Annotated in this window: 15 protein-coding genes; 7 read left to right on the top strand and 8 right to left on the bottom strand. The window is 70.3% G+C overall.

The window, feature by feature from the left end; genetic code table 11:
- Together AB0383_RS36985 and AB0383_RS36980 are read left to right on the top strand one after the other, a co-directional pair.
- A complete protein-coding gene (locus AB0383_RS36985) occupies positions 1-399 on the top strand; it encodes a hypothetical protein (RefSeq protein WP_366189754.1) in 399 nt (132 codons plus the stop codon).
- A 10-nt stretch (positions 400-409) separates the two neighbouring features.
- Complete coding sequence (locus AB0383_RS36980) at positions 410-1,537, top strand: hypothetical protein (protein WP_366189753.1); 1,128 nt, start codon at positions 410-412, stop codon at positions 1,535-1,537.
- Between the two features lie 34 nt (positions 1,538-1,571).
- Here AB0383_RS36980 and AB0383_RS36975 read toward each other — a convergent pair whose 3' ends face one another.
- A complete protein-coding gene (locus tag AB0383_RS36975; protein ID WP_366189752.1) occupies positions 1,572-2,105 on the bottom strand; it encodes a DUF1062 domain-containing protein in 534 nt (177 codons plus the stop codon).
- Positions 2,106-2,335: 230 nt separating this feature from the next.
- Between AB0383_RS36975 and AB0383_RS36970 the strand changes: the two genes are divergently transcribed.
- Positions 2,336-2,770 carry a VOC family protein gene (locus AB0383_RS36970; protein ID WP_364179028.1) on the top strand — a complete coding sequence of 145 codons (435 nt, stop codon included), beginning with the start codon at positions 2,336-2,338 and terminating at the stop codon, positions 2,768-2,770.
- Between the two features lie 7 nt (positions 2,771-2,777).
- Here AB0383_RS36970 and AB0383_RS36965 read toward each other — a convergent pair whose 3' ends face one another.
- Genes AB0383_RS36965 through AB0383_RS36945 form a run of 5 tightly spaced genes read right to left on the bottom strand, consistent with a single transcriptional unit; the run spans position 2,778 to position 7,516 of the window.
- The gene (locus AB0383_RS36965; RefSeq protein ID WP_366189751.1) at positions 2,778-3,593 is read right to left on the bottom strand and encodes an IclR family transcriptional regulator; all 816 of its coding nucleotides are present in this window, start codon (positions 3,591-3,593) and stop codon (positions 2,778-2,780) included.
- 57 nt (positions 3,594-3,650) lie between these two features.
- Positions 3,651-4,178, bottom strand: a complete 528-nt coding sequence (locus tag AB0383_RS36960; RefSeq protein WP_366189750.1) for a type II 3-dehydroquinate dehydratase — start codon at positions 4,176-4,178, stop codon at positions 3,651-3,653.
- 1 nt (position 4,179) lies between these two features.
- Positions 4,180-5,148 carry a CoA transferase gene (locus tag AB0383_RS36955; RefSeq protein WP_366189749.1) on the bottom strand — a complete coding sequence of 323 codons (969 nt, stop codon included), beginning with the start codon at positions 5,146-5,148 and terminating at the stop codon, positions 4,180-4,182.
- Positions 5,145-6,164 carry an alcohol dehydrogenase catalytic domain-containing protein gene (locus AB0383_RS36950; RefSeq protein WP_366189786.1) on the bottom strand — a complete coding sequence of 340 codons (1,020 nt, stop codon included), beginning with the start codon at positions 6,162-6,164 and terminating at the stop codon, positions 5,145-5,147. The genes AB0383_RS36955 and AB0383_RS36950 overlap by 4 nt, the downstream gene beginning before the upstream one ends.
- Positions 6,164-7,516: an MFS transporter gene (locus AB0383_RS36945; RefSeq protein WP_366189748.1), complete on the bottom strand. Its 1,353-nt coding sequence runs from the start codon at positions 7,514-7,516 to the stop codon at positions 6,164-6,166. The genes AB0383_RS36950 and AB0383_RS36945 overlap by 1 nt, the downstream gene beginning before the upstream one ends.
- Positions 7,517-7,836: 320 nt before the next feature.
- Between AB0383_RS36945 and AB0383_RS36940 the strand changes: the two genes are divergently transcribed.
- The 3 genes from AB0383_RS36940 to AB0383_RS36930 are packed head-to-tail and all read left to right on the top strand — an operon-like array spanning position 7,837 to position 9,085.
- Complete coding sequence (locus AB0383_RS36940) at positions 7,837-8,112, top strand: DUF1490 family protein (RefSeq protein WP_366189747.1); 276 nt, start codon at positions 7,837-7,839, stop codon at positions 8,110-8,112.
- 5 nt (positions 8,113-8,117) lie between these two features.
- Positions 8,118-8,840, top strand: a complete 723-nt coding sequence (locus AB0383_RS36935) for an HMA2 domain-containing protein (protein WP_366189746.1) — start codon at positions 8,118-8,120, stop codon at positions 8,838-8,840.
- Positions 8,759-9,085, top strand: coding sequence for an FAD-dependent oxidoreductase (locus AB0383_RS36930; protein WP_366189745.1), 327 nt, complete (start codon positions 8,759-8,761; stop codon positions 9,083-9,085). Before AB0383_RS36935 ends, AB0383_RS36930 begins: the two co-directional genes overlap by 82 nt.
- Before the next feature lie 72 nt (positions 9,086-9,157).
- On the opposite strand, the gene AB0383_RS36925 is transcribed toward AB0383_RS36930, so the two are convergent.
- Positions 9,158-14,740, bottom strand: coding sequence for an RHS repeat-associated core domain-containing protein (locus AB0383_RS36925; RefSeq protein ID WP_366189744.1), 5,583 nt, complete (start codon positions 14,738-14,740; stop codon positions 9,158-9,160).
- A gap of 134 nt (positions 14,741-14,874) precedes the next feature.
- Positions 14,875-15,909: a bile acid:sodium symporter family protein gene (locus AB0383_RS36920; protein WP_364179013.1), complete on the bottom strand. Its 1,035-nt coding sequence runs from the start codon at positions 15,907-15,909 to the stop codon at positions 14,875-14,877.
- A gap of 98 nt (positions 15,910-16,007) precedes the next feature.
- Here AB0383_RS36920 and AB0383_RS36915 point away from each other — a divergent pair, with 98 nt between their 5' ends.
- Positions 16,008-16,856 carry a LysR substrate-binding domain-containing protein gene (locus tag AB0383_RS36915; protein ID WP_364179011.1) on the top strand — a complete coding sequence of 283 codons (849 nt, stop codon included), beginning with the start codon at positions 16,008-16,010 and terminating at the stop codon, positions 16,854-16,856.
- The last annotated feature ends 160 nt before the right edge of the window (positions 16,857-17,016 follow it).

The raw sequence follows: 17,016 nt of genomic DNA, 5'->3' as shown, positions 1-17,016 counted from the left end.
GTGCGCCCGACCATCGAAGACCAGCTGCACGGTGCGCAGCGCCTGCTGGACGACGTCGCAGGCGACCCCGAGCTGAGCCGGGACTCCCACGAGAACCTGGCCAACGTGCGGCGGCTGCTGAAGCAGATCGGCCGTTCGTGGTCCGAGCTGCTTCCCTTCTACATCAACGACAACGCCACCATGGCGCAGTTGCTGACCCGCCACGCGCACGACCTCGGGATCCCGGCGGCGGCCGAACCCGCCGGCTACGACGTCGCTCAAGCCGCACAGCGCAACGCCGAGCTGCGAGCCCTGCTGTCCCGCGTCATCACGAACCTGCCCGACACCCCGGACGGCACCGCCGCCCGGCGGGAGATCACCGAGTACCTGGTCCGTCGGATCGAAGCCGACCCGAGCTGAGGAGGTGGCGATGAGCGACCTGACCGTCGGCGACGAGCACTTCGCCGAGCAGTTCCCCCTGTCCCCGTTGGACGATTACCTCATCCACCAGACGCCGGACCCGATCCGCGTGATGGCGACCGGCGACCCGCGCGCCTACGAGCGGTACTGGATGATCTGCCACGATCTGACCGGCGAGGTCATGGTCGCGACCGGCGGCAGCTTCTACCCGAACCTCGACCGCGCCGAGGCCTACGCCATCGTCAACTTCCGCGGCCGGCACACCTCCGTGCGCAGCTTCCGCGCGCTCGGCGTGGACCGCGCCGATCTGCGCATCGGCCCGATCGCCCCGGAGATCATCCGCGGCCTGCGGGAATGGCGCTACGTGCTCGAGCCCAACGAGCAGGGCATCAGCTACGACCTGACGTTCCGGGACACCACCCGGCAGGTGTTCCGCGAGCCGCTGTCCGACTCGGCCCACGGCACGCCGCCGGGCCGGCGCAACGACGTCACCGCCGGGTTCGAGGGCTTCGGTACGGTCGAGGGCTGGGTCGAGGCCGACGGCACCCGCGTCGAACTCGGCCCCGGCTCCGCGGGCACCCGCGATCGGCACTGGGGCACGGGCCGCGGCGTGGGCGGGCCCGCGATGTCGCTCGGCGGACGGCTCCACGTGGGCGTGTCGGGCAACGCGTTCGTGCCGTTCTCCGACTGGACGCTGTGGGGCGACCGCGTGTACTACCCGTTCGGCGACAGCCGTCCGGGCGCGACGCGCGTGGCCAAGCCGACGCGGCGGCTGCGCTTCGACCCCGACACCGACATCTTCGCCGAGGGCATCGTCGACTACCGCCTGGGCACCGGCGAGGTCAAGCAGCTGCACTACGAGCACCTCGGCCTGCAGACGGCTTTCCTGCGCTGCGGCATGTACGGCGGTACCCCGGAAAGCGGCATCCACCAGGGCTCCTACGACGGCCCGGAGCTGACCGAGGGCGAGACCTACGACCTGACGAACCCCCGCACCCGCATCAGCCTGCGTGGTCTGGACGAACACCTGTGCCGCGTCACCTGCGAAGGCGAGACGGTGATCGGCATCTACCAGACCATCGACCCCGTGGCCTACGAGACCTGCAAGTCCGGCCGCCCAGGCTGGGACTTTCTCTGACGGCGGCCGGGGCAGGCCCCGGCCGCCGCAGTGTTCAGCGTTTGAGCGTGAAGGTGAAGTCGCCGGAGAGCTTGGTGCTCAGCCGGGTCGCCGAAACGAGTTTTCCTTCGGTGAGCAGTCTTTCGACTTCGGCGCGGGAAAGTGCGCAGCCTTCGGCGATCAGGCGCACCGGACGCACCGGAACGCGGGCGGCGAAGTGCACTGAAACGTCGAGCACCTCCTGGTCGAGATGATCCGAGCCGCCGGTGTCGAGCCGCCACGCACCGTCCCAGCCGAGAGCGACCCGGTTGCGGTGCAGCACAAGAGGGTCCTGGAGCAGCTCTGCGACCAGGCCAAGGTCGTTGGTGTGCAAGCGTTCCAGCACATCGGGACGAATGGACCGCACGTTCACCCGCTCCAGGACCGAGAGCTTCACCGTGTCCCCGCACGAGGTGCAGAGCACGAGGAGCCAGGCTTCGAGGAGCTTGTGATGGGCGTTGACGCGGAATTTGCCACTGGCCCGGAAACGGTCGTGACCGCAGGCCGTGCAGCGACGGAAAAGGACGGGAAAACGGGTGGGTTCGACCACCCAATGGGTGAGCACAGAAGTACACCGGTTTCTGTGAGAAGTCCGCAGCAAAGTCAGCGCGGCGCACAGGCGCGACGCGCGACGAATCAGCTCTCGGGAGGTCTCACAGCGTGTACAACGGCACGCCCTTTCCTGGGCAACGTGGTTCGACAGCACGGTAATGGCGCACGTGGCATCGCTCCACCGGTTTTCGCATGCGGGAGAAGACGACGTCGGGCTAGGGTGGGCCGATGGGGTCAGTCAGGCAGGTCCAGATCACCTTCGACTGCGCGTCGCCGGAGCGCGTCGCGCGGTTCTGGTGCGAGGTGCTCGGCTACGTCGTCCCGCCGCCGCCGGACGGGTTCGCGACCTGGGACGAGTTCACCCGCTCTCTGCCGCCGGAGAAGCAGGACGCGGGGTTCGTCTGCAGCGACCCGACCGGAGCGGGCCCGCGGATGTACTTCCAGCGCGTGCCCGAGGGCAAGGTCGTCAAGAACCGGGTGCACCTCGACGTGCGGGTCGGCACCGGGCTCGTGGGTGCGGAGCGTGTCGCCGTCCTCGAAGCCGAGTGCGCCCGCCTGGTCGCGCTCGGCGCGGTTCGCCAGCAACTCCTGGTCGCCGACGAGGAGAACGAGTCGTGCCTGGTGATGCAGGACGTCGAGGGCAACGAGTTCTGCCTCGACTGAGGCGGTGCTAGGCCCGGCGCCCGCGCCGCGACAGGTCCGCACCGCTGCGGCCCAGGTCGGCTTCGATCGCGGCGGCCGCCTCGAAAGCCTTGTCCAGCAACAGCTTCTCGTGCGTCTCGTCGATCTGCGCGAGCGGTACCGAGATGTGGATGGCGGCCGTGATCTCGCCGTACGCGTCGCGGATCGGGAACCCGTAGCCGACGACGCCGGGGATGGCTTCCTCGCGGCTCACGGAGTAGCCGGCGCGCCGGATCGTCTCCAGCTCGCGCTCGAGATCGGCCTCTTCGGTGAGCGTGTGCTCGGTCAGCTGCGGCCGCGGTTCGCCCATCAGCCGCCGGTGCAGCGGCGGGTGGAACGCGGCGAACAGCTTGCCGACGGCCGTGGCGTGCAGGAACAGCGACTGGCCCAGCCGGATGTCGACCGCGATCGGGCGCGTGCCGGGGAACCGGTCGATGTAGGACACCCGCGTGCCCAGGCGCACCGCGAGGTAGACGTCCTCGCCGGTCGCGCGGGTCAGCTCCTGCAGGGGGCGGCGGGCGACGTCGCGCACCTCCAGCCCGTCGACGATGCGGATGCCCAGGCGCACCGCGCGCGAGCCGAGCGAGTAGCGCAGGTCGTCGGAGACCACGATGACGTCGGTTGCGGCCATCCGCTGCAGCAGGTTGTGGGCGCTGCTCGCCGGCATCCCGAGCCGCTTCACGATCTCGGTGAGCGTCATGCCCTCCGGGTGCCCGACGAGCAGTTCGAGCGTGTCGAACACCCGCGAGAACCGTTCCGCTCCTGCGTCGGCTGCCACGCACCCCTGCCTTTCGTCGCTGGTCATCCGCCAAAAAGCCTAGCGGATCCCCGGCCGTCCCCGGTGGCGAGACGGCAAGGGTGATCAGTTCCGGCGGGTCCCGCCGGCAAGGAAGTCCGCGTCGTCCAGCGCCAGGGTCAGGGCCAGCAGCGCGCCGAGGTAGCTGTACTGGCGCAGGCCCATGACCAGGCCGGTCGCGGTGTAGGTGAACCGCGACTGCTGCACGAGCTGTGGCGGCGTCACCTCGGCGAAGTGCCGGGCGGTGTTGGCGAAATGGCATTCGACGACGGGTTTGGTCGTGTCGTCAAGGGCGTGGCGCGTGGCTTCGCCGTAGGTGGTGAGGCCGGCGGGGTTGATGACGTAGCCGTCGACCTCGCGCGCGGTGCGGTGGATGAAGTCGAGGATCTCGCCCTCGTGGTTGGAGGCGAACGGGACGACGGACACGCCGAGCTCGTCGGCCATCTCGGCCACGAGCGTTTGGAGGTCGGCCAGGGACTTGATCGGGCCGTAGATGGTTTCGGAGCGGTGGCCGAGGTTGGGCATGTTCGGGCCGTCGATCACGCCGATGCGCCACGGCGTCGCGTCCGGTCCGCGGAAGCGCGAGAGGGACATGTCAGGACTCCTGCGGGGCGATCAGGTTGAGCGGCAACGGGGTGTGGCGCGCGGCCGGGCTGTGGTCGCGGCCCCGGGCGCGCAGCTGGGCGACGGTGTCCGGATCGCCCGTGGCGTCGGTGGGCCCGAGCGGCAGGTCGTGCTCGTGGGCCAGCGCGATCAGCTCCGCGACGGTGTACTGCGCGAACGCGGTTTCCAGCCGGACGCGGATCTCCGCCGCGTGGCCGCGCCGGTCGGCGTAGGTGGCCAGGGCCGGGTCGGCGGGCCAGGCCAGCGCCGTACACAGGCGGAGCCACATGTGGTCTTCGAGCAGCGCGAGGGCGACGGAGCCGTCCTTGGCCGCGACGACGCCGTAGGTCGCCTCCGGCTCGGTGACGGCGAGGGGTTTGACGGAGTTCCAGGCCGTCGCGACGTCGAGCATCGCCAGGTCGAGGAAGGCGCCGCCGCCCGCGTGCCACGCCGCGGTGATCGCGAGCGCGGCCGTGGTGGCGGTGCCGAGGTCGACCCACGGCACGCCGATGCGGTCGGACTCTCCCGCGTCGCCGAGGATTCCGGCCATGGCCTGCAGCGACAGGTCGTGCGTGGGATGGCCCGCCAGCGGTCCGGTCTGGCCCATTCCGCTGATCGAGCAATAGACGACGTCCGGGCGCGCCTCGCGCACGGCCTTCTCGTCGCAGCCGAGGCGGGCGGTGACGCCGGGGCGGAAGCCCTCGACGAACACCGCGCAGCCGGCTGCCAGCTCCAGCAGCCGTTCGCGGTCGGCCGGCGACTTCAAATCGAGGAAAACGCCGCGCTTGCCGGCGTTGACGCGCTCGAACATCGGCGGATCGAAGCGGCGGGCCGGGTCGCCGGCGGGCGGCTCGACCTTGAGGACGTCAGCGCCGAGTGACGCCAGCAAAAAGGTCGCGTACGGTCCCGGCAGCTGCTGGCTCAGATCGAGCACGGTCATGCCGTGCAGCGGGGCGGTCACGGCCGGACCACCGCCCGGCCGACGAGCACGCCGGAGTCGACGGCGGCGTGAGCGGCGGCGATGTCGCCGAGCGACCAGACCCGCGGTGGCACCGGGGCCACCTTGCCGCTGGAGACGAGGTCGACGACGTCGAGCAGCTCCCGGCGGTTCGCGTGGGCCGAGCCGACGATCTCGAGCTCCTTGAGGATCATGAGTCCCAAGTGGACTTCGACGGCCCCGGGGTCGGTGTTGCCGACGACGGCCAGCCTTCCGTGTGGCGCCAGGGATTTCAGCGACAGCGCGAAGGTCGGGGTGCCGGTGGTCTCGATCGCGACGTCGGCTCCGCGCGGGCGGCCGAGGTCCGCGGCGGCCGCGCGCACGGCCGATGCGCCTTCCGCGACGGTCACCACGGCTTGGGCGCCGGAATCCAGTAGCGCTTGCCTTTTGCTGTCACTGCTCGTCAGGGCGATCACGGTGGCGCCGAGTGCGGCGGCGATCCGTACCGTGTGGACACCGACGCCGCCGCTCGCGCCGGTCACGAGCACGACGTCGCCTGCCGCGGCCCGGGTGCGGCGCAGCGCATGCAGTCCGGTGCCCAGCGCGCAGGAGAGGATCGCGCCTGAGACGTCGTCGATGGTGTCGGGAAGGCCGACCGCGTTGACCGGCCCGGCGAGGACGTACTCGGCGTAACCGCCGGAAAGGTCCTCCCCGTAGAAGCCCGGGCCGCTGCGGCAGGTGTTGGTGTGCCCGGCCACGCACTCGGCGCACGTGCCGCACGGGAACCGCTGCACGAGCGCGACCCGGCGGCCCAGCCACGACGTGTCGCCGGCGGGACCGACGGCCTCGACGCGTCCGGCGATCTCGTGCCCGAGCACCTGGCCGGGTTTGGCGGCCAGCAAACCCTTGCGCGCCAGCACGTCGTGGCCGCAGATCCCGCACGCGGCCACCCGCACGAGCAGCTGGTCGGCCGTGGGTTCGGGGACCGGGCGGTCGTGCACCTCGAAGCGGTCCGGCGCCGTCAGCACCGCGGCTCGCATCACGGCGACACGACCTCGGTCACCTTGCCCGCGATCGTCGGGGCGTGGCCGGACTTGGTCGCGTCGACGTCGAGCGTGAGGTCGCGCCCGGCCGTCTCCGGCAGCCAGAACAGCAGGATCAGCCCGCAGATCAGCGCGACGCCGACCAGCAGGATGCCGGGTGCGTAGCTCAGCCCGGTCGACACCACCAGCGCCGCGGCGACCAGCGGCGCGAAGCCCGACGGCGCGCCGACGCCGAGGTTGAAGCCGAGCGCCCCGCTGGTGAGCCGCGTCGAGGCCGGGAACATCTCGATGAGCACCAGCGAGGTGTTGGCGTTGATCGGTGCCTGGAAGATCGCGAACACGATCAGCGCGACGATCACGACCGGTGTCGACCCGGTCCCGAGCGCCATGAACACCGGGATGCCGAACACGACGTGGCCGAGGCAGCCGAACAGCAGCGTGCGGCGCCGGCCCAGCCGGTCGGACAGCCGGCCCGCGAGCGGGCACAGCGCGCAGTAGACGGCGAGTCCGATCGAGGTCAGCACGGTCGCGCGGGTGCTGCCGACGTGCGCGGTCGCGGTCAGGTAGTTCACGACGTAGGTGCCGAGGAAGTACAGGCCCACCCCGCAGATCCAGGAGAACCCGAAGGTCACGAAGATCGCCTTCGCCTGGTCGCGGCGCAGCGCGTCCTTCAGCCGGGCCCGCGGCGCGTCGCTCTTCGCGAGCTCTTCGAAGACCGGCGTGTCCTCCAGCCGCTGGCGGACGTAGAGGCCGACGGCGGCCAGCGGCGCCGCGACGAAGAACGGCACGCGCCAGCCCCAGCTGTCGAGGGCAGCGGCGCTGAGAGAGAGCTGGAAGGTGAGCGACAGCAGGGCGCCGAAGATGAGCCCCAGCGCCGCCGCCATGGACGGGAAGCTGCCCGGGATCCCGCGCCGGTCGGCCGGCGCCGTCTCGATCAGGTAGGCCGAGCTCGCACCCCACTCGCCGCCCACGGCCAGCCCCTGCAGGCACCGCAGCAACACCAGCAGCACCGGCGCCGCGATCCCGATCGTCGCGTACGACGGCAGCACCCCGATCAACGTCGTCGCGACGCCCATCAGCGCCACACTCGCCGACAACGACACCTTCCGCCCGGCCCGGTCCCCGATGAGCCCGAACACGACGCCACCCAGCGGCCGCACCGCGAACGCCACCCCGAACACCGCCAGGGACTTCAGCAGCCCCACCGCGCTGGACCCGCCGGGGAAGAACTCGTGCCCGATGGCCACGGCGAGGAACCCGTACACGCCGAAGTCGAAGTACTCCAGGAAGTTCCCGATGATGCACGCGACGGCGACCCGCCGTCTGCCCATCGCCGTGGTGGTCCTCATCGTTGTCGCCATTGACCCCCGAGTCCCTTCGATTCGAAATACCGAAAGATCTTTCTTAAACTCGAATGAGGCGACGGTACTTCGTTGGGAGCCTCGCCACAAGGCTCAGGCTGTGGCGAGCGCTGCCCCTTGCGCGGGCGCCTTGTCTCTCCCGTGAGAACGTTTCGACCTTAGTGACAACGAAAATCGTTATCGGATACTATGTCTGGGCAGGACAGTGATCGTCGGCGGGGTTAAGCTCGCGCCTTTCTCGTCGCCGATGCGGTGCCGTCGCAGCTCGGGCGGGTGGCGACGGGCCGGATGTCTGAGGAGGCTTGGTGTTGCTGAGCCGGTTCGCCGCGAAAGCGGTCGGTGTGGTGGTGACCGGCGTCGCCGGGGCGGCGGTTTACGACGGCGCCAAGAAGGTCGCCCGGTCGAGTGCATTCCGGTCGGCGACCGTTGCGGTGACGGCTTGGGGCCTCAAGGGTGCGCGCGCGGCCGAGACCGGCGCGGAGAATGCCCGGCTGGCGACGGCCGATGTGGTCAGCGAGGCGCGTGAACGGATCGGCGAACAGGCACCCGTAGCCGGTTCGGCCGGGCACGGACACGAACACTGAGTGCCGTGCCGGACACAGCGCTGAACCTCGTCTCGGACGCGGCCGGCCGGGTCCGCTTCGTCGCGGCCGCCCTGCGGGGCAGCCGGGCGCGCGCGGTCGCGGTCGAGGACGCGGTCGACCACGTTCCCGGGGTACGGCAGGTGCACGCCTATCCGCGCACCGGCAGCGTGGTGGTCTGGTACGACCACCGGCGGTGCGACCACGGCGAGCTGGTGGCGGCTGTCGAAGCCGCGCTGCGCACGGATGCGGCGGCACCGGTCACGCGGGCGCCGCGCTCCGCGGACGTGCGCACCGGCGACATGCTGCGGATGGTCGCCGGTGGCGTGGCACTGGTACTGCTCGGCGTGCGGCGCTACGGCCTGCGCAGGCCGCCGATGCTCGGCCCGGCGAGCCGTACGGTGGCGACCGCGGTCACGATCTTCACCGGGTACCCGTTCCTGCGGGGCGCGCTGCGGTCGTTGTCCGGCGGGCGGGGCGCCGGCACCGACGCACTGGTGTCGGCGGCGACCGTGGCGAGTCTCGTGCTGCGGGAGAACGTCGTCGCGCTCACCGTGCTGTGGTTGCTGAACATCGGCGAGTACCTGCAGGACCTGACGTTGCGGCGCAGCAGGCGGGCGATCTCGGAGCTGCTCACCGGCACGCAGCGATGGCCGGGTCGCTCGGTGACCGCGTCCGGCTCGGCGAACCCGTGCTCTCGATCCGGCAGACCCCGGACGGGGTCGAAGTGACCACCGGCCGCACCGTTCTGCGTGCGGCCCGCGTCGTGGTCGCCGTGCCGCCCACGGTGTTGGAGTGCGGCCATGGCGAAGCTCCAGGCGCCGGAGACCGCGATGTTCTGCACCTGGGCCGCCGTGCAAACCCTCGGCGGCTGGGCTACTCCCGCGAGTTCGCCGTCGAGCAGTGGATGCGCGACGCGAAGCTCGAAGAAGGCACGTCCGACATCATGCGGCTGGTGATCTCGCGCCGGCTGTGAGCCGCGCTCGGACCGAGCCGTGCGGCCCGGTCCGAGCAAGTGCTCAGTACACCACCCTCGTCGGCACGCCGGTCACCCGTCCACGTCCATGGCGTCCGGGTCGTCGGCCCAGTCGCGGTTGGCGCGCTGCCGGTTGATCATCTGCTGCATGCGTTCCTGCTGCTCCCGGATCCGGTCCTTGATTGCCTGGTCGGACATGTCGACCTTGGGGTCGTCCTTGACGTAGTCGGCCGCCTCCTTGAGCTGCTCGTCGGTCGGCGGCTTGACGCGGTGGCCCATCTCCTTGTCGTGGATGAACATCTCCATGTCCTCTTTGGACACACCCGCGCCGTCCCGCACGACGTCGCGCGCCGTGTGCATCTCGATGACGTCGTCGTGCGAGACCGGCGGGGTGTGCGCGGTGCCGCCCGGCCTGCCGATACCGCCGGTGCCGTCGCTGTACTCGACCGACTTGCCCTCCATCTTGTCCACCATGTGGTGGTAGGAATCGTCGGCGACCTTGCCCTGGACCGTGCCCGCGGTCGGTCGGAAGCTGTCCCGCTCGGGAGCCGCCTGGATCGCGTGGGTCTGTTTCGGCTCGTTCGGCGTCTCGATGTCGTTCTTGTAGTGCGGGTTGGGCTCCCAGGCGTTGATCTTCTTCGGCTCGTCCGGGGTCATGCCCTTGCTGACGAAGTCGGGGTTGTCCACCATCGTCGGCTTCGTGTGCTGGTGGGCGTAGGTGAGCTGGTTGAGCTGGACACCGTCGCTCGGCCGGCCCTCCTTCAAGGTGTTGCCGAGGGATTCGCGGTAGGTGTCGGCGTTGAACCCCGAGCCGTCCTTCTCACCTCGCACGCCGGTGCCGATGTTGTCACGGTGCGCCTGCGCCGACTCCTGGTAGGCGGGCGCGTCGTCCTCCATTCGCCTGGCCACCTTGATGTTGTCCGCTTCATCCTGCGTCTTCGGCTGGGTCGGGTCGGCCTTGACGCGGTTCCGGATATCCGTTTCGTGGGCGTTGGCGCGCTGGAACTCGTCCCCGCCGATCGCCTTGTACCCGATCGGGTGCTCCGATTCGTGCGTTTTGCCGCTGACGAGCTTGTTGGGGTCTTTCCAGGTCGAGTCGTTCTTGATCTCGTTCTGGAACTTGTCCCAGGTGCGGGCTTGCTCGTGGTTCGTGGTGCCGTAGCTGCCGTCGGACTTGGCCGCGTTGCCGTCCGGCTTGGTCTTCACCTTGGGCGCCTTCTTGCTCGGCCCGGCAGTGTTACCGGTCAGCTGCTGCTTCGCCTTGCTCACCTTGGACTTCGACGACCCGGCCGCCGCCGCTTGCTGCTTCTTCTTGGCCGCGCACGGGGTGACGGTGGGGGCGAGGCCGAGCGGGTCGGCCATGGCAGTGGGGTTGAGGACGTAGGCCTGGGAGTCGGGGCCGGGGTCGAGGCCGAGCGGGTCGTGGGAGAGGTAACGGCCGATTTCGGGGTCGTAGTAGCGGTTGAGGTTGTAGTGCAGCCCGGTCTCGGCGTCGTGGTACTGGCCGGGGAACCGCAACGGTGTGGTCGTGCGGCCCGGTCCGTCGAGGACTTTGCCCCACAGCGTGGCCTGGCGGTGCCAGGCGATGTCGCCGGATTCCTCCAGCAGTTCGCTGGGTGTGCCGACGAGGTCGGTGACGATGGTGTGGAACCGTTCGTCGGGTGTGCCGAGGACGTGTTCGGTCTGGGTGAGGGCGCGGCCGGTGCCCGGCTCCCACTCCCACACGGTGGCGACCTGTGGCTGTCCCGGCCCGGTGCGCACCTGTTCGGCGAGGGTGTCGCCGTCCCAGGCGAACTGGACCTGTTCGGCCACGCGCCCGTCCGGGGTGAGCCGCTGCTTGGCGACGCGGCGGCCCAGGGCGTCGTAGCGGTAGCGCCAGTGCTCGCCGTTCGGAGTGAGCACCGAGGTCAGGCGGCTTTCGGCGTTCCACCGGAACTGCCACTGCGGCCCCGCCGGGCCGCCACCGCGCAGGGTGGTGCGGCCTTCGGGGTCGTGGGCGTAGCGGACCACGCCCGCGGCGGTGAGCAGGGTGCCGCGGTACGCGCGCGACCCCGCCGTGGGCGCACCGGGGGTCTGGGCTTGGGCGATGACGCCGGTCTGATGGTAGGCGTAGCTCTCCTGCCAGCCCTGCCCGACCACGGCCCGGACGCGGCCCGCGCGGTCCACGTCGAGGCTGCGGGGGCCGGTGATCGTGTCGGTCACGGACGCGAGGTAACCGTCGGCGAGGTAGCCGTATTCGCGGTGCTGAGTGGTTCGGGTGCCGGCGACGACCGTCTGGGCCACCAGCCGGTCGCCGGGGGCCCAGCTCTGGCGCAGTTCGGCGGCGCCGAAGCGGCGGACCCGTTCGTGGCCGGCCAAGTCGTGCTCGAAGCGCAGCGAGCGGTTCCCGACGTGCAGCGCGGCGAGTGTGCCGGCCGGCCCGTAGTCGAACTGGGACGCGGCGCCCGAGGGCGTGTGGCGGACGCGACGCCGGCCGAGCTCGTCGTATTCCGACCGCACGACGCGGCCGTCCACGGTCTCGGCGAGGACGCGGCCGAGTGCGTCATAGGTGAAGGTGACTTCGGCGTCTGCGTTGCGCGCGGCCACCATGCGGCCGGCCTCGTCGTAGGCGAAGGTCGCAACGTCTTCGCCGGTGACGCGGCGGACCACCTGGCCCATCACGTCGCGCTCGAACGTCGTTGTCTCGCCGGCGCCGTTGGTGCGGCCGACCAGCTGACCCGCCGCGTCGTAGCGGTAGTGCAGCGCGCGGCCGTTGAAGTCGGTCTCACCGATCAGGTTCCCGGCGGGGTCGTAGCGGTAGTGCCAGACCAGGCCCTGCTCGTTGGTAACCGCCACCAGGCGCAGCTCGGTGTCGTACGCGTACACCAGCCGGTCGCCGTCCGGGCCGATCTCGGCCACCGGCAGGTCGAACTGCGCGTACTCGGTGCGCGTGGTGTTGCCGCGCGCGTCGGTGCTCTCGTCGGTGTTGCCGACGGCGGAGTCCTGCCACCGCCACGTCGCACCGTCCGGTTCGACCCGCTCGGCGAGCTGGTCACTCGCCGCCCAGGTGAGGCGGGTGACCGCGCCCAGTTCGTCGGTCATCGACGTGGTGCGGCCGAGCTGGTCGTAGGTGTAGCGGGTGACGGCGCCGTCCTCGTCCTCGACGGTCAGCGTCCGCCCCGCAGCGTCCGACTGGATCCGGGTGGTACCACCGAGAGCGTCGGTGACCACGGAGACGTTCCCGCGCTCGTCGTAGGCATAAGACGTCCGCGCGCCCAGCGGGTCTACGACCCCGATGACCTTGCCGCGCGCGTCGTACTCGTAACGCCACGTCGCGCCGTCCGGGCCGATCGCGGCGACCGGGCGACCCAGCTCGTTGTACTCGGTCAGTGACCGCGTCCCGTCGGGCGCGGTGATCGCGACGACGCGGCCGGCTTCGTCGCGTTCGTAGCGGACCTGGCGGCCGAGCGGATCCGTGCGCGTGAGCAGCCGGCCGTGCTCGTCGTAGGCGAGGCTGGTGGTGTGGCCCAAAGCGTCGGTCTCGGCGATCACCCTGAGCCGGTCGTCGAGGTGGAAGCGGCGCACCGCGCCGAGTGAGTCGGTGACGCTCGTGACGAGGTTGTCGCGGTCGTAGTCGATCGTGCAGTCGAGGTAACCGTCGGTGCCGCGGGCCTGCACGACCCGGCCCGCCGCGTCGAAGCCGTAGCCGTACCAGCGGCCGTTGACGTCCTCCCAGCGCACGATCCGGCCGTCGGCGTCGTAGGTGAAGCGGGTGGGTGTGCCGGCGGCGTCGACGACCTCGGCGAGCCGGCCGCGAGCGTCGTAGGAGTAGCTCGCGACCACGGTGCCGTCGGAAGCGCGCAGGGCGGTGATCCGGCCGTCCGCGCTGTCGAACAGCACCCGAGCGCCCGAGGAGTGGACCAGTTCCGTCGGTACTCCGTCCACACCGGACACCACGTCGACGCGGTTGCCGTCGCCGTCGATCATCGTCCGCAGCGGGTACACACCGTCGGCGGACGCCTCGAAGAACAGCGTGTGCTGCTGCTCGGGATCCTCGATCAGGTAACCGTCTTCGACGCGGCGCAGCGGCCGCGCCGGGCCCGCCACCGGCAACACCGGCGAACTCACCGGCACCGGGTAGCTCTGCAGGCTGCCGTCGGCCAGCGCGACGTGCAGTCCGTCCTCCTCGACCTCCAGCCGCTGGTCCACAGTGGACGCCCACGACGTGCCGAAGAAGCGGCCCGCACGGTACGACGAGATATGCGTGCGCGACACCTCCAGCGGCAACGCGCCAGGGATCTCGAGATCCGTCTGCGTCAGCAACATCCACCCGGTCGCCACGTCGATCGGGTCACCACACACCGACCGATCCGGCGGCGGCGTGCCGTTCTCGTGCGGATTCGCGTTGCTGTCCTTGACACTCTTGCCGCCGCTGCCGGAACCACCGGAGCTCGAAGTGACCGTCTTGTCGTCCCCCAGCCCCTTCGGGGTCTGGGTCGGCGGCGGTTCGGGGTCGGTCTTGAGCGGGGGCGGGTCGCTCTTCACCGGCGGCGGAGTGCCACCGCCACCGCTGGAGCCACCACCGCCGGAACTCGACGCGTGAGTGGAATCGTCGCCGCCCTTCGACGCCGGCGGCGGGGTGTAGTCCTTGGCGTCGCCGCTGTAGCCCGAGGCCGAGGTGCTGTCGTCACCGCTCGATTTACCCGGCGGCGGGGTGTAGTCCTTCGGGGTGCCCTCGTAACCGGAGCTTTTCGTGGAGTCATCCGCACCGGACTTGCCCGGCGGCGGCGTGTAATCCTTGGGCGTGCCCTCATAACCGCCGCCCTTCGGAGTCCCGCCGCCATCGCCACCCGGGGTCTTCACCGGCGGCGCCTTCGGAGTACCGCTCAGGTCCTTGGTCTTCGGCGGCGGGGTGACCTTGCCGCCCTTGAGGCCCTTGAACGCCTTCCCGGCGTCCTCGAACAGCGTCCCGGCCTTCTTCAGCAACGGCACCAAGGCCTTGAGCGCCTTGACGAGCTTGGTCACCAGACCGGTGATCTGCGAGGCCGTCTTCGCCACCGCGCTCACGACCTCCGGAACCACCCAGGCCAACCCGATGCCCAGGGTGAACACGACCTGCAACGCCCAGCTGATCAGGTGACCAATCAGCTCGGAGATGATGTCGCGCACCAAAGTGCGGACCGCGGCCACGACCTCACCCGCGGTCTTAACGCCGGAGGAGGCGCCTTCGCAGCCCTTCTGCGCCGCCTGCAACGACGTCGCCAGATCTTGCCCCCGCTGCCAGTAGGCATCCGAGGCCGAACCCGACCACGACTGCAAGTCCGCGTTGATCGCGTCGGTCAGGTCCGAGGAGACGCTGCCGAGTTCCTTGGCGACGTTCGCCCAGGTCTCGGACTGCGCCTTGATCTGATCCGCGTTGCCGGTCAACCCGTTGAGCGCGTCCTTGAGCGGCCCGACGTGCTCCATCAACCACGACACGCCCGCCGCCAGGATCGCCCCGAACGGATCCATCGCCATCGACAACGCGTCCAGCGCCGTCCCGACCGCACCCATCGCCACCGACGCCCAATCGCCCGACTCGATGGCCGTCGACAGGTCGTTCGCGGATTCGAGCAGCGAAATACCCGAGTAGGCCTTCGTCGAATCCTGCGTCGGCGCGATCAACGGATTGCTCACCCTGGCACGCTAGCAGCGGCGAGCCGTCCTCGTGCTCACGAGCTGCGGCGTTGCCTGATAGTCCCGTGTGGCCGGACCAAGCGTGCACATCGTCCGAAAAGACCCGGCCGGGTGAACCGTTCCGGGCTGAAAGGTCAGCTCGCCGGGACCAGCTCACCCGGCTCGTCGGCCGGGGCCTCGCGGGCGTAGCGGCGGGCCATCGCGGCGCACACGATCAGCTGGATCTGGTGGAACAGCATCAGCGGCAGCACGATCAGGCCCACCTGCCCGTGGCCGAAGAGCACGGTGGCCATCGGCAGACCGCTGGCCAAGCTCTTCTTGGAGCCGCAGAACACGATCGTGATGCGGTCGGCGCGGTCGAAGCCGAGCAGCCGCGCGCCGATGCTCGTGGTGGTGAGCACGGCGGCGAGCAGCACCACGCACACGCCCAGCAGCACGAACAGCGGGCCGATGTCGAGCTTGTGCCAGATGCCTTCGGTCATGCCCTCGCTGAAGGCGGTGTAGACCACGAGCAGGATCGAGCCGCGGTCCACGAGCTTCAGCGGTGCCGAGTGGCGGCTGACCCAGCCGCCGATCCAGCGGCGCGCGAGCTGGCCGGCCACGAACGGCACTAGCAGCTGCAGCACGATGTCCAGCACCGCCTGACCGCTCACGCCCGGGCCGTCGGTCGAGAGCAGCAGCGCGACGAGCAGCGGCGTCAGCACGATGCCGAGCAGGTTCGACACCGACGCGCTGCAGATGGCGGCCGCGACGTTGCCCTTGGCGATCGACGTGAACGCGATCGACGACTGCACCGTGGAGGGCAGCAGGCACAGGAACAGCACGCCGGTGTAGAGCGGCGACGTGAGCAGCCCGGGGGAGAGGAACGACGCGGCGAGGCCCAGCAAGGGGAACAGCACGAATGTGGCCGACAGCACAGTGACGTGCAGGCGCCAGTGCTTCAGGCCGTCGACGGCTTCCTTGCTCGAAAGCCTTGCGCCGTAGAGGAAGAACAGCAGTCCCACCGCGATGTTCGCCGCGATCCCGAAGCCGGTGGCAGTGCCGCCGGAGGCAGGCAGGAGCGACGCGACACCCACCGTCAGCAGGATGGCGGCGATGAAGGGGTCGATCCGCAGCTTGGCCAGCAGCGCGGAAACGGGGCGGGTCAGCGGGGCGAACACGGTCGTCATGGAACTCCTTTCCCACCCGATTCTCCGGTGCGGCACGGTCATTCGGAACCCCGATCACCGTACTCACTGTCATTGTGGCCGCCGATAAGATGTGACGCATGCTGGATTCCCGCCTGTGCCGCTCCTTCCTCGCGGTGGCCGAAACCCGCAGCTTCACGGCTGCGGCTCGGCGGCTGGGTGTGGGCCAGCCCACAGTCAGCCAGCACATCCGGCGCCTCGAAAGGGAAGCCGGCGGGCTGCTGTTCCAACGCGACACCCACGCGGTCGACCTCACCGCGCGCGGTCAGGCCATGCTGGGCTTCGCCCAGACCATTGTGGACACCGAAGAACGTGCCGCCCGTCACTTCCGCGGCACCCAGGTGCGGGGGCGCGTCCGCTTCGGAGTGTCCGAGGACTTCGTGCTCGAAGAGGTACCCGAGATCCTGCGCCGGCTGCGGCGCAGCCACCCGCTCGTCGACGTGGAACTCCACGTCGAACTGTCCGATGTGCTCGCCCGCCGCCTCGCCGAGGGTCGCCTCGACCTGGTGCTCGGCAAACGCCGCCCCGGCGCCCCCGGCCCCGCCCGCGTCCTGCGGCGCGAACCCCTGGTGTGGATCGGCTCGACGGCCACCGTGCTGGAGGCCGGTCAGCCCGTACCGCTCGTGCAGTACCCCATGCCGTCGGTCACGCGTCAGCTCGCCGTCGAGGCGCTCGAACGCGCGGGCCTCGAATGGCGCGCCGCGTGCCTCACCTCCAGCCTCACCGGCCTGCGCGCCGCGGCAGCCGCCGGGCTCGGCATCACGGTCCACGCCCGCAGCCTCGTCCCGGACGGCCTCCTCGAGCTCCCGGCCCACCTCGGCCTCCCCGACCCGGGCGACGTGGAGTTCATGCTCCTGCTGCGCGACGCGACCGAAGGCCCCGCGGCGGCGCTGGCGGATTTCGTGGTGGCGAAGCTCGGGGAGGAGTGATCGATTCGGCCGAACGGGCCTGATGATCGATCCCGCCGCGCTCTAGATTTCGGGAGCTGTACTTTCACGCCCGCCGGGCGGATGAGCGGTGTCGGGGGCCGACCACACGTCGGGGCACCGGATCAAGGGGAGAACTTCCATGTCAACGGGCTCCAGAGCC

Origin of the sequence: Amycolatopsis sp. NPDC051373 (assembly GCF_040689465.1) — a bacterium.
In the GTDB taxonomy this organism is placed as follows: Bacteria; Actinomycetota; Actinomycetes; order Mycobacteriales; family Pseudonocardiaceae; genus Amycolatopsis.
This window is presented reverse-complemented; position numbering and strand designations above follow the sequence as displayed.

Coding starts and splice junctions, on each gene's coding strand:
- AB0383_RS36960 (WP_366189750.1), bottom strand. CDS start 4,178: ATGTCCCTCTCGCGCTTCCGCGGACCGGACGCGACGCCGTGGCGCATC.
- AB0383_RS36950 (WP_366189786.1), bottom strand. CDS start 6,164: ATGCGAGCCGCGGTGCTGACGGCGCCGGACCGCTTCGAGGTGCACGAC.
- AB0383_RS36920 (WP_364179013.1), bottom strand. CDS start 15,909: ATGACGACCGTGTTCGCCCCGCTGACCCGCCCCGTTTCCGCGCTGCTG.
- AB0383_RS36930 (WP_366189745.1), top strand. CDS start 8,759: ATGGCCGGGTCGCTCGGTGACCGCGTCCGGCTCGGCGAACCCGTGCTC.
- AB0383_RS36980 (WP_366189753.1), top strand. CDS start 410: ATGAGCGACCTGACCGTCGGCGACGAGCACTTCGCCGAGCAGTTCCCC.
- AB0383_RS36915 (WP_364179011.1), top strand. CDS start 16,008: ATGCTGGATTCCCGCCTGTGCCGCTCCTTCCTCGCGGTGGCCGAAACC.
- AB0383_RS36970 (WP_364179028.1), top strand. CDS start 2,336: ATGGGGTCAGTCAGGCAGGTCCAGATCACCTTCGACTGCGCGTCGCCG.
- AB0383_RS36945 (WP_366189748.1), bottom strand. CDS start 7,516: ATGAGGACCACCACGGCGATGGGCAGACGGCGGGTCGCCGTCGCGTGC.
- AB0383_RS36965 (WP_366189751.1), bottom strand. CDS start 3,593: ATGACCAGCGACGAAAGGCAGGGGTGCGTGGCAGCCGACGCAGGAGCG.